Genomic DNA, 12,312 nt, shown 5'->3' on the forward strand with positions numbered 1-12,312 from the left:
TGAAGCCGGGCCAGTTGGCCCCATATTCTTAGAACACTTTTTGCAAAGAGACTTATCCATGTCACCACAAGCTTCGATCATCGACATCAACGAATCTAACCTGCAGCAGACCCTTGAGCAGTCGATGCAGCTGCCGGTGCTGTTCTACTTCTGGTCTGAGCGCAGCCAGCACTGTCAGGAGCTGACGCCCGTGCTGGAGCGCCTGGCGCAGGAGTACGCGGGTCAGTTTATTCTTGCAAAACTGGATTGCGACAAAGAGCAAAGGGTGGCGTCGCAGTTTGGTCTGCGTTCAATCCCGACCGTCTATCTGTTCCAGGATGGTCAGCCGGTTGATGGCTTCCAGGGACCGCAGCCGGAAGAAGCGATCCGCGCCCTGCTGGAAAAAGTCCTGCCGCGCGAAGAAGAGCTGAAAGCGCAGCAGGCGATGGCGCTGATGCAGGAAGGTAAACCGCTGGAGGCGCTGCCGTTGTTAAAAGATGCGTGGCAGCTGAGCAATCAGTCCAGCGAGATCGGTTTCCTGCTGGCTGACGTACTGATTACCCTGAACCGCAGCGATGAAGCGGAAGCGGTGCTGAAAGTGGTGCCATTGCAGGATCAGGATACCCGCTATCAGAGCCTGATGGCGCAGATCGATCTGCTGAAACAGGCAGCGGATACGCCGGAGATTCAGCAGCTGCAATCACAGCTGGAGGCTGACCCGACTAACGCCGGGCTGGCTGCTAAACTCTCGTTACAGCTGCATCAGGTGGGTCGTAATGAAGAAGCGCTGGAACTGCTGTTCAGCTTCCTGAAATCCGATCTCAATGCCGCTGATGGCCAGGCGCGTAAAATGCTGCAGGAGATTCTGGCGGCGCTGGGTACCGGCGATGCACTTGCCGCGCGTTATCGTCGTCAGCTCTATTCCCTGCTCTACTAAGCGGCAGCACCCCGGGCCGAAGCGACTCGGCCCGTTAATCTGACAACGCGGAGGTTGTATGATAACTGTAATTCCTGCCCTGATTATTCTGGCGCTGGTGGCGGTCTGGGCCACCGTCAAGATCGTGCCACAAGGTTTTCAATGGACGGTTGAGCGCTTTGGCCGTTATACCCGCACCCTGCAGCCAGGATTAAGCCTGGTGGTGCCGTTCATGGATCGTGTCGGTCGTAAGATCAACATGATGGAACAGGTACTCGATATTCCCTCGCAGGAGATCATCTCCAAAGACAATGCCAACGTCACTATCGATGCAGTCTGCTTTATTCAGGTCGTTGACCCGGCGCGTGCCGCGTATGAAGTCAGCAATCTTGAGCAGGCGATTCTTAACCTCACCATGACCAATATGCGTACCGTGCTTGGCAGCATGGAGCTGGACGAAATGCTGTCACAGCGCGACAGCATCAACACCCGCCTGCTGCATATCGTGGATGAAGCGACCAATCCGTGGGGTGTCAAGATCACCCGCATCGAGATCCGCGATGTGCGTCCGCCGCAGGAGCTGATTGGCGCGATGAATGCGCAGATGAAAGCGGAGCGAACTAAACGCGCCGATATTCTGACAGCCGAAGGGGTGCGACAGGCGGCGATCCTGCGCGCTGAAGGGGATAAGCAGTCACAAATCCTCAAAGCAGAAGGTGAACGGACCTCGGCGTTCCTGCAGGCAGAAGCGCGCGAACGTCAGGCTGAAGCGGAAGCTAACGCCACTAAGATGGTCTCGGAAGCGATCGCATCAGGTGATATTCAGGCCATTAACTACTTTGTGGCACAGAAATATACCGATGCGCTGCAAAAAATCGGTGAAGCTAATAACAGCAAAGTGGTGATGATGCCGCTGGAGGCGAGCAGTCTGCTGGGTTCGATTGCGGGCATCGGTGAACTGCTGAAGGAATCACGCACTGAGTCGAAACGCTGATGCTGGTCGATATTATCGCGCATCCGCACTGGTTCTGGCTGACGCTGGGTGGGTTACTGCTGGCGGCTGAGATGCTGGGCACCAGCGGTTACCTGCTCTGGAGCGGGCTGGCGGCGGTCATCGTCGGCCTCATTGAGTGGTTTGTGCCGGTAAGCTGGACGGCGCAGGGCTCTCTGTTTGCCGTGCTGACGCTGGTCTGCGTCTTTTTATGGTATCGCTGGATGCGCCACCGTGAAGCGCGTCAGAAACCCAATGCCCTGAACCAGCGCGGCAGTCAGATGATCGGGTTGCAGCTGACGCTGGATACCGCGCTGCATAACCGCACCGGCCATGTGCGGATCGGGGACAGCAGCTGGCGGGTCGAGGCGGAGCAGGATCTGCCTGCGGGCACAGCAGTGGTCGTAACCGGCATTGAGGGGATTACGCTGCGTATTCAGCCACGCTGACCGCAGCATCCAGCCAGATTGTTGATAATCGGACATTCGGCGCCGTCATCGCCGGGACAGGCCTCTGCCAGCGCCAGCAGGCGAGCGCGCATGACGTGCAGCTCTTCAATATGCGCCGCAATTTCCTCCGCTTTCTGCAGAGTACGGGCTTTTACATCGGCACTGTGGCGCGACGGATTGTTAAACAGCGCCACCAGCTCACGACACTCATCCAGCGTGAAGCCAACCTGTCGTGCCTGACGTAACAGGTTCAGCTCCTCAAGATGGTGTCCGTTGTAGCTGCGGTAGCCATTTTCACTGCGCAACGGCGGCGTCACCACCCCCTTCTCTTCGTAAAAACGTATCGCCTTGCTGGTCAGTCCGGTCTTTTTTGCCACATCGCTGATGTTCATTTTCGTCCCCTTGACCTTCCCCTTGATGGAAGGTTTATGCTTAAGCATGAATCGAAAATGACCAATCGGTCAAATGGGATTACAGAAGGAGTTGATTATGTCACACACTATTTCTCTGGCACTGGACGGCTTATCCTGCGGCCACTGTGTCAAACGTGTCAAAGAGGCACTGGAACAACGCGATGATGTTGACCAGGCCGACGTGACCCAACAGGAAGCGCAGGTTTCCGGTCACGCAGATGCGGCCGCGCTGATCGCCACCGTGGAGCAGGCGGGTTATCACGCGACGCTGAAAACCGCGGACGCTTCCCCAAAGTCTGAACCGTTGACAGCATCAGAGCCGCCGCCGGAGGCGCTGACAACGGAGACTGCTTCCCGTCCGGCAGGAACAACCCTCCCCACCTATATGCTGCTGATTGAGGGCATGACCTGCGCCAGTTGCGTGAGCCGGGTGGAAAAAGCGCTGCAGCAGGTCGCAGGCGTCAGCCAGGCGCGCGTCAATCTCGGCGAACGCAGTGCGCTGGTGCTGGGCGACGCTGATCCGCAGCAGCTGGTAGCGGCCGTCGATGCCGCGGGTTATGGCGCGCAGGTAGTGGATGACGAGCAGGAGCGACGAGAGAAGCAGCAGCTTAGCGCCCGCAGCGCGATGCGGCGTTTCAGCTGGCAGGCTGCTGTCGCCTTAGCATTTGGCGTGCCGCTGATGATCTGGGGCATGGTGGGCGACAACATGATGCTCACCGACCACAACCACGGCGTCTGGCTGACGCTGGGCATCGTGACTCTGCTGATCATGATCGTCACCGGCAGCCATTTTTATCGCAGTGCCTGGCGCAGTTTACGCAATGGCAGCGCCACCATGGATACGCTGGTGGCACTCGGCACAGGCGCCGCCTGGATTTACTCCTTTAGCGTGGTGTTGTGGCCCGACTTTTTCCCGCCGCAGGCGCGCCATCTCTATTTCGAAGCCAGCGTCATGATCCTGGGCCTGATCAATCTGGGGCATGCCCTGGAGCAGCGGGCGCGTCAGCGATCTTCTAAAGCGCTGGAAAGATTGCTGGATCTGACGCCAGCCCAGGCGCGGCAGGTTGATCAACAGGGCGACAGGCTGATTCCGGTCAGCGAAGTGCAGCCCGGCATGACGCTGCGCCTGGTCACCGGTGATCGGGTACCGGTCGATGGCGAAATCGCTACCGGTGAAGCCTGGTTTGATGAAGCGATGCTGACCGGCGAAGCGGTGCCGCAAAGCAAGACCCCGGGCGCAGCCATCTTTGCCGGCACCCTGGTGCAGGATGGCTCGGTAGAATTTATCGCCCGGGCGACGGGTAATCACACCACCCTGTCGCGCATTATCCGGCTGGTGCGTCAGGCGCAGAGCAGTAAACCGGATGTGGGCCGTCTGGCGGATCGCATCTCGGCCGTTTTTGTCCCGGTGGTGGTGTTGATCGCACTGTTCAGCGGCGCAGTATGGTATCTGTTCGGGCCGCAGCCACAAATTGCCTACATGCTGGTGATCGCGACAACCGTGCTGATTATCGCCTGTCCTTGTGCGCTGGGCCTGGCGACGCCGATGTCGATTATTGCTGGTGTTGGCCGCGCCGCCGAGCTGGGGGTGCTGGTGCGCGACGCCGATGCCTTGCAGCGCGCCAGTCAAATCGACACCCTGGTGTTTGATAAAACCGGCACACTTACTTCCGGCAAGCCGCAGGTCAGTGACGTGCAGGTCTGGGGCGATGCCACCCGTGAATCAGTGTTAGCGACCGCGGCTGCGCTGGAGTTCGCCTCGGGTCATCCGCTGGCAAAAGCGATTGTCGCCGAAGCGAAACTGACCCAGCCGCCTCTGTTAGCGCAATTTCGTACAATACGCGGCAAAGGGGTCAGCGGTAGTCTGGATGGCAGAACGCTGCTGCTGGGTAATGCCGCGCTAATGCAGGATAACGGCGTCGATTACCAGGCGGCGGAAGCAGAGATTGCGCGGCTGACGCAACAGGGTGCAACGCCGGTGTTACTGGCTGAGCAGGGCCAGCTAACCGGGCTTATCGCGCTGCGCGATCAGCTTCGTCCGGAAAGCGGCGCAGCCCTGAAGCGACTGCATCAGCAGGGTTATCGCCTGATTATGCTGACCGGCGATCATGAAAATACCGCGCGCGCCATTGCTGCCGAGGTCGGTATTGATGAAGTGATTGCGGGCGTGATGCCGGAAGGCAAAGCGGCTGCAATTGAACACTTACAGCAGCAGGGTCGTCGCGTCGCGATGGTAGGCGATGGCATCAATGACGCGCCCGCACTGGCGCAGGCCGATGTGGGCATTGCCATGGGTGGCGGCAGCGATGTGGCGGTGGAAACCGCGGGCATTACGTTGATGCGTGCCGACCTGAACAGCGTGGCGGACGCGTTAGCGCTCTCTTCCGCGACGCTGCGCAATATCCGGCAGAATCTGTTTGGGGCATTTATCTATAACAGCATCGGCATTCCGGTGGCAGCGGGTGTGCTCTATCCGCTGACCGGTACCCTGCTCAGCCCGATTGTGGCGGGTGCAGCGATGGCGCTCTCCTCCATTACCGTGGTCAGCAATGCTAACCGCCTGCTGCGTTACCGGCCACCACGCGAGTGATCGCCGTTTCAGCGCTGTTTTTCACGCGCTGAAGTCGCTAGCATGGGGTTTTGAATCGCAAAGGACCGGGAATGACAGGCAACATCTGGCGCTCACTGCGCGGCTTTATCAGCCAACTTTTTCCCGCCAGTTACCGCTGGCCTGCGATGGATGTCCGGCTTGGCGATCGTCAGCTGCATCTGGTCGGCAGCATCCATATGGGAACGCGCGACATGCAGCCGTTGCCCGCCCGTCTGCTGCGTCAGTTGCAGCAGGCGGATGCACTGATTGTGGAAGCGGATATTACGCAGGGTGGTTCACCCTTTGATCACCACGGCGATCGTCCCGCGCTTTCCACCCGGCTGGATAGCCACGCGATGCAAACGCTCACTGCACTCTGTCAGGAGATGAGCCTCAATCTGAGCCTGTTTGATAATCTGCCCGCCTGGCAGGTGGCGCTGATGTTACAGGCGCAGCAGGCACAAAGACTGGGATTGCGACCTGACTACGGCATCGATTATCAGCTGTTGCAGGCCGCGAAAGGTCTGAACAAACCGGTGATTGAACTGGAAGGCGCAGAGGCGCAGATCGCCCTGCTGACTGCGCTGCCGGATGATGGCATGGCGCTGTTACAGGATACGCTGCTGCACTGGCACACCAATGCGCGCCTGCTGCAGATGATGGTGAGCTGGTGGCTCGATACGCCGCCACGCCAGCCGGAAATCACCCTGCCCGCCACCTTCAGCCAGGCGCTGAATGATACGTTGATCGGTCAGCGAAATGCGCAGTGGTGTGACCGGCTTCAGGGATTATCAGCAGGAAACTATGTGGTAGCGGTCGGTGCTCTGCATCTCTACGGCGAAGATAACCTGCCTGAGATGCTGAAGAAGCCCTGAAAAAAAGAGAGCCGATAATATTATCGGCCCGTCAAAGAGGAATTTGTTTATGATTTTGGTTATCGCTCAGCAATCAGATTGCTGGCGCGCGGCTAATTTTCACTCAAAGAACAAAGTTTCGCCACCTTTTTCCACGATTCTGCGTAATAAGATTATTCTTAGTAAGGAACCTGTATGACGCCCGCCGTAAAATTGCTGGAAAAACAAAAAGTCAGCTTCACCCTGCATCCCTATGAGCATGACAGCAGCGAAACCCATTTTGGTGACGAAGCGGTACGTAAACTCAATCTGGATGCGCGCCAGGTCTATAAGACGCTGCTGGTGGCGCTGAATGGCGAGGCGAAACAGCTGGCAGTGGCGATTACGCCGGTATCGACGCAACTGGATCTCAAGAAAGTGGCAAAAGCGCTGGGCGCGAAGAAAGCGGATATGGCCGACCCACAGCTGGCGCAGCGGGTCACTGGCTATCTGGTGGGCGGCATCAGTCCGCTGGGCCAGAAAAAACGGCTGCCTACGGTGATCGACCACTCAGCCAGCGCGTTTGACGCCATGTTTATCTCAGGCGGCAAGCGTGGGCTGGATATCGAACTGGCTCCCCGGGATCTTTCACGACTGCTGGACGCTCCGTTTGCGGATATCGCCCGCCACGACTAAACCCGTGGCTGGGCGCAGAGCTGATCGATCATCCAGCGACCCGCCGGACCGGGTGGCGTACGGCGTGACCAGACCACCTCAATGGCGATATGCTGCGGCCAGCCCGGCATCGACAACTCTTTCAGAACGCCATGACCAAACTGTTTCACCAGCCAGCGCGGCAGAATCGTCCAGCCAAATCCCTGCTCCGCCATCTCCAGCAGTAACAGATAGGTCGGTGCCGACCAGATGCGCCCCATTGGCGCGGGTTCAGATGCCTCAACCCAGGTATTTAATCGCAGGTGACGAACCCCTTCCAGCTCGCTCTCGCTCAGGGTCTTAAGCTGGGCCAGCGGATGATCGCGATGTAAAAAGACCGCCATCTGCGCTTCAACCTGCAGTCGCGCCACGGCAATATCCACCGGCAGATTGGGCTGTGCCCGCACCACGCCCAGATGTACCCGCCCGGCCTGCAGCAGATCCAGCACATCACCATCCTCGGCAATCATGACCTCCAGTTCAATCTCCGGATAACGGGCGTCAAATTGCCTGAGCAGATGCTCGTGATGATCGGTTTGCCAGAAGTCTGACATGGCAAAACTGAGCCGGGGTTCAACGCCCTGCGAAAGCCGTATTGCCAGCGCATCCAGCCGCTCGCTGGCCGCCAGGATCTGCTGAACCTGAGGAATACGCGGCGTCCCTGCTCGGTGAGAACCGGCTGACGCCCTGCCCGTTCAAACAGCGCAAAGCCGAGATCGTCTTCAAGACTGGCTACCGCCGCGCTGATGGTCGACTGACTTTTACCCAGCGCGCGTGCAGCGGCAGAGAAAGAGCCGCTCGCCACAGTCTGCATAAAAGCCTCAAGGGATTCCGGGGAGTAACGCATCTGAACCATCGCTTTTTTCGATAGGTGTTCATTTTATCTTAGCATTCCGACGTGTGAAAATGCGCCGCATTATTGAAGGAGAACTCACAATGCGTACCCGCTCACTTAAAGAACGTATTCTTCATGCTGTCTGCTTTGAAACGCTGGCGATTCTGACCGTTTCGCCGCTGGCGGCATGGGCAATGAATAAACCGCTGTTTCAGATGGGATCGCTGGCGATTATGCTCTCTACGGTCGCGATGCTATGGAACATGATTTACAACAGCGGATTTGATCGCCTCTATGCGCCAGGCCAGAAACGTAGCCCGGGCGTGCGTGTATTACATGCGCTGGGGTTTGAAGGTGGATTTATCCTGATTGGTCTGCCCATTGCCGCCTGGATGCTGGATATCTCTCTGGGTCAGGCTTTCCTGGTCGAAGTGGCCTTTTTCCTCTTCTTCCTGCCCTACACCATGGCCTACAACTGGGTGTGGGACAAACTGCGCGAGCGCTGGATCAGACGTCACGCCTGCCGGGCGTAAGAAAAACGGGAGGCGCAAGCGCCTCCCGGTCAGTTCAATGCGTGGCGGCTGTTTCGTTCCCCCACGGCCAGATCCACGCCAGGATCATTTTTGGATAGTTACGCTTGCGCGCTTTTTCCGCAGCCTCATCCCGCGCCCGGATCTGCTCATCGCTCAGATGCACAATCTGCCCTTTCGGCTGATAGTCGCTGGCTTTGACCGGCGAGTGCGTCTTGATCCAGTCACGCAACACCTGCGCATCGACTGCCCCGCTGTTGAGATAACCCGCATGATTATCCAGACGCGGATAACCGTCGCCGCCAGCCGCATTGAAGCTGTTGGTTGCCATGCGATAATGCTGTGCATCCTGCAGCGGTTTACCGTTAATGCTGACGTCGCTGACATGTTTACCGTCTGCGGTCAGGCTGATACCGGCAAACTGGGCGTAGCCGCCTGAGTCAGGCTGAATATTGGCGACCACATCCAGATATTTTTTGATCTCCGCCCCGGTCAGGCTGACCGAGACCACCTGATTGCCAAACGGCTGGACCTGCAGCAGGTCACGCCAGCTCAGCTTGCCCGATTTCAGCGAGGTGCGAATACCACCGCCGCTCATCACCGCAAAATCGGCTTTGGTGTGCGCCATCTGGGCGCGCAGAATCAGCTGGCCGAGATTCGTCTGCTCAAAGCGAACCTGCTCTTTTTCACCGCTGAAGCTGCCGTCGGCGCTGCCGACATTCACGGTTAACTTCGCCTCAGCCCGTTTCTGGAATGGCATCAGCAGTTTCATCATGGCGGTGTTTTTCGGGATCTCTTCCTGCCAGGTGAGCCAGGTTTCGCTGCCATCCGCGTTCTTTATCTGATGTTTAAGGTTGACCGGCACCAGCTGATAAGCCTCCAGCGTCACCTGCCCATTACGGAAGGTGAAGTCACCACGTCCGACATATTTGCCCCATTTATCCGCCTGCATAATCCAGATCCCGTTCTGCTGATCGGGTTTGCAGGGCTGGCCCGGCTGATAATTTTTGACGCTGACGTTCTCTTTTTCCATGCAGACCGCATCATGCGAATGACCACCCACAATCAGATCGATGGTGCCGGCAGGCAGGCTGCGCGCCAGGGTGACGTCATCAATGCCATTGCTGCCATGCTTACCGTCGTCATAATGACCAAGGTGGGTCAGCGCGACAATCACGTCCGGCTTCTCTGTGGCGCGCAGTTCGGCAACCGCCTTCTCCGCCTCCGCAATCGGATCGCGGAACTCGGTATCTGTCAGACCCGCCGGATTAGCCAGTTTCGCCGTGTCCGGGGTGATCAGCCCGACCACCGCAATTTTCAGCCCGAGACGGTTGAATACCGCCCAGGGCTTAAACAGGCGCTGACCGGTACTTTTCTGATAAACGTTAGCGGCGAGCAGCGGGAATCGTGCCCACTTCTCCTGCTTGCGCATGACCGCGATGGGCTTGTCGAACTCATGGTTGCCCAGCGCCATGGCATCATAGCCAATCAGGTTCATCGCGCGAAAATCGGGTTCAGCGTCCAGCTCATCGGACTCCGGTACGCCCGTGTTCACATCACCGGCAGAGAGAATCAATGCGCCGCCGCCTCTGGACTGCACATCGTAGCGCATCGTATCCATTAAGGTTTTCTGCGCCGCCAGACCATATTCACCCTGCTCAGTAAACCAGAAATGACCATGCTCATCGTTGGTGTGCAGCAGGCTGAAACGATAGGTGCGATCGGCCTGGGCGGCCTGTGAAAACAGCGGCATCAGGGCCACCAGTAGTGCCACGCCCGCCCCTGTCCATTTAGATAACAACACTGTGATTCTCCTTAATTTGCCGTCTGGCCCGATTTTCTGCCGGTTTGCCCCACTGTGTCGCACATTCCCCCGGCGAACTCAAGGCCAACGCACATTCGCCTGTCTCTGTATGCCGCTCTTTTTATCTCCGGACCGCTTTTGCTGAGCATGACAATAGCCGCAAGGCCGCGCCAGCGTCAGACTGGTTTGTTCCGGATAAGCCAGAACGGGTAGCCAGGCCTGATGTTAACCAGTTGTTTACCCCTGCAAAAGTGCCGCTGACGGGCTTTACCCTGTCTGTGCGCGCATTTAACCCTTATTTGTGTCATACCCACGGCATTTAAGGATGCTAATTTTTATTTACCCGGACCGCTTTAAACCGTCAAATCAGCCAATATTATGGATAATGAACAAAAACACCCTTTCGATTGTGCATTTGACTTTTTTTCCTGCTTTTTTAGGGTATTCCCGCAAATTGCTCAGCGAAAGAATAGATTTTGTTTTAAACTCATTTGTTACAAGCGGATACATTTGTATACAAGGAGACAGGCATGCATCACACCACACCGTTGATCACTACCATTGTCGGAGCACTGGTTCTGGCATTTCTCCTTGGGATGCTGGCGAACCGCCTGCGTATTTCGCCCCTGGTTGGCTACCTGATGGCAGGCGTGCTGGCTGGACCCTTTACTCCCGGCTTTGTTGCCGATACCAATCTGGCTCCTGAACTGGCAGAACTCGGCGTGATTCTGCTGATGTTTGGTGTCGGCCTGCACTTCTCAATGAAAGATCTCATGTCGGTAAAGTCGATAGCCATTCCCGGTGCCATCGCACAGATCGCGGTCGCGACGTTACTGGGAATGGGCTTATCGTGGACGCTGGGATGGTCGTGGATGACCGGCCTGGTGTTTGGTCTCTGCCTCTCTACCGCCAGTACCGTGGTGTTACTGCGCGCGCTTGAAGAGCGGCAACTGATTGATAGCCAGCGCGGGCAGATTGCGATTGGCTGGCTGATTGTTGAAGATCTGGTGATGGTGCTGACGCTGGTGCTGCTGCCTGCGATTGCCGGCATGATGGAACAGGGCAACGCCAGCGCCGGACTGCTGGCCTGGGACCTGCTGTGGACCATCGGCAAAGTCGCCGCCTTTATGGTGCTGATGATGGTGGTAGGACGGCGTGCCGTCCCCTGGATCCTCGCCCGCAGCGCCGCCACCGGCTCGCGTGAGCTGTTTACTCTGGCGGTATTAGCGCTGGCGCTGGGCATCGCCTTTGGTGCTGTTGAATTCTTTGATGTTTCGTTTGCGCTGGGCGCTTTCTTTGCCGGTATGGTGCTGAACGAATCGGAACTGAGCCACCGCGCCGCGCGCGATACGCTGCCGCTGCGTGATGCCTTTGCCGTGCTGTTCTTTGTCTCGGTCGGCATGCTGTTTGACCCGTCGATTCTGGTGACGCAGCCGCTGGCAGTGCTGGGCGCGCTGGTGATTATTGTGGTGGGTAAATCGGTCGCCGCCTGGCTGCTGGTGTCGCTGCTCGGCCATTCACGTCGTACGGCGTTGACCATTTCGGTCAGTCTGGCGCAGATTGGTGAATTCGCCTTTATTCTGGCCGGTCTGGGTATCTCGCTGGGCCTGCTGACTGACGAGGGCCGCAACCTGGTGCTGGCCGCCGCCATCCTGTCGATTATGCTTAATCCGATCCTGTTTACCCTGCTGGAGCGTTTCCTGGCGAAAACGGAGACGATGGAAGAGCAGACGCTGGAAGAGGCGATTGAAGAAGAGAAGCAGATCCCGGTGGATTTCTGCAATCACGCGGTGATTGTGGGTTACGGCCGGGTGGGCAGTCTGATTGGTCAGAAGCTGCTTGAAGCCAATGTTCCGCTGGTGGTAGTTGAAAACTCCCGCGCCCGTGTTGAAGCGCTGCGCGAGCGCGGTATTAAGGCGGTGCTGGGTAATGCAGCCCGCGCTGACACCATGGAACTGGCCCGACTCGACTGCGCCCGCTGGCTGTTACTGACTATTCCGAATGGCTATGAAGCGGGTGAAGTGGTCACCGCCGCGCGTGAAAAACATCAGAATATCGAGATTATCGCCCGCGCCCACTATGACGATGAAGTCGAGTACATCATGGAACGGGGTGCCACCCGTGTGGTGATGGGCGAACGTGAGATCGCCAGCAGTATGCTGCAAATCCTGCAGGATGAGATGACCCAGGGCGAAGATTTACAGCCCTGCGATGTCGTGCGCTGATTCGTGTTAAGCAAAGCCTGGCAGGCTTCTGAT

10 protein-coding genes and 1 pseudogene are annotated in these 12,312 nt (G+C 57.7%); 8 read left to right on the plus strand and 3 right to left on the minus strand.

Annotation, left to right across the window (positions count from 1 at the left end; translation table 11 throughout):
- The first annotated feature begins 58 nt into the window (after positions 1-58).
- The 3 genes from PAG01S_RS07515 to PAG01S_RS07525 are packed head-to-tail and all read left to right on the plus strand — an operon-like array spanning position 59 to position 2,335.
- Entirely contained in the window at positions 59-916 is an 858-nt protein-coding gene (locus PAG01S_RS07515; RefSeq protein WP_022626096.1) for a thioredoxin family protein, read from the plus strand.
- Between the two features lie 58 nt (positions 917-974).
- Complete coding sequence (locus PAG01S_RS07520; protein WP_010259065.1) at positions 975-1,889, plus strand: SPFH domain-containing protein; 915 nt, start codon at positions 975-977, stop codon at positions 1,887-1,889.
- Entirely contained in the window at positions 1,889-2,335 is a 447-nt protein-coding gene (locus PAG01S_RS07525) for an NfeD family protein (RefSeq protein WP_033779639.1), read from the plus strand. Before PAG01S_RS07520 ends, PAG01S_RS07525 begins: the two co-directional genes overlap by 1 nt.
- Here PAG01S_RS07525 and cueR read toward each other — a convergent pair.
- A complete protein-coding gene (gene cueR / locus PAG01S_RS07530; protein ID WP_010671233.1) occupies positions 2,323-2,727 on the minus strand; it encodes a Cu(I)-responsive transcriptional regulator in 405 nt (134 codons plus the stop codon). The genes PAG01S_RS07525 and cueR overlap by 13 nt on opposite strands.
- A gap of 97 nt (positions 2,728-2,824) precedes the next feature.
- Between cueR and copA the strand changes: the two genes are divergently transcribed.
- The 3 genes from copA to ybaK all read left to right on the plus strand — a co-directional run bounded on the left by copA (position 2,825) and on the right by ybaK (position 6,867).
- Entirely contained in the window at positions 2,825-5,338 is a 2,514-nt protein-coding gene (gene copA / locus PAG01S_RS07535; RefSeq protein WP_062758235.1) for a copper-exporting P-type ATPase CopA, read from the plus strand.
- 71 nt (positions 5,339-5,409) lie between these two features.
- Positions 5,410-6,213, plus strand: coding sequence for a TraB/GumN family protein (locus PAG01S_RS07540; protein WP_010259069.1), 804 nt, complete (start codon positions 5,410-5,412; stop codon positions 6,211-6,213).
- A 174-nt stretch (positions 6,214-6,387) separates the two neighbouring features.
- Positions 6,388-6,867, plus strand: a complete 480-nt coding sequence (gene ybaK, locus PAG01S_RS07545) for a Cys-tRNA(Pro)/Cys-tRNA(Cys) deacylase YbaK (RefSeq protein ID WP_010259070.1) — start codon at positions 6,388-6,390, stop codon at positions 6,865-6,867.
- Here ybaK and PAG01S_RS07550 read toward each other — a convergent pair.
- Positions 6,864-7,732: pseudogene (locus PAG01S_RS07550) on the minus strand (LysR family transcriptional regulator). The gene ybaK and the pseudogene PAG01S_RS07550 sit on opposite strands and share 4 nt — an antisense overlap.
- An 89-nt stretch (positions 7,733-7,821) precedes the next feature.
- Here PAG01S_RS07550 and PAG01S_RS07555 point away from each other — a divergent pair.
- Complete coding sequence (locus tag PAG01S_RS07555; RefSeq protein WP_062758236.1) at positions 7,822-8,253, plus strand: multidrug/biocide efflux PACE transporter; 432 nt, start codon at positions 7,822-7,824, stop codon at positions 8,251-8,253.
- A gap of 34 nt (positions 8,254-8,287) precedes the next feature.
- Here the strand turns inward: PAG01S_RS07555 and ushA are convergent, their stop codons facing one another.
- The gene (ushA, locus tag PAG01S_RS07560; RefSeq protein WP_062758238.1) at positions 8,288-10,054 is read right to left on the minus strand and encodes a bifunctional UDP-sugar hydrolase/5'-nucleotidase UshA; all 1,767 of its coding nucleotides are present in this window, start codon (positions 10,052-10,054) and stop codon (positions 8,288-8,290) included.
- Between the two features lie 530 nt (positions 10,055-10,584).
- Here ushA and ybaL point away from each other — a divergent pair.
- On the plus strand, positions 10,585-12,279 hold the full coding sequence (gene ybaL, locus PAG01S_RS07565; RefSeq protein WP_010259074.1) for a YbaL family putative K(+) efflux transporter: 1,695 nt from the start codon (positions 10,585-10,587) through the stop codon (positions 12,277-12,279).
- Positions 12,280-12,312 lie beyond the last annotated feature (33 nt).

It is taken from the genome of Pantoea agglomerans NBRC 102470 (assembly GCF_001598475.1).
GTDB classification, from domain to species: Bacteria; Pseudomonadota; Gammaproteobacteria; order Enterobacterales; family Enterobacteriaceae; genus Pantoea; species Pantoea agglomerans.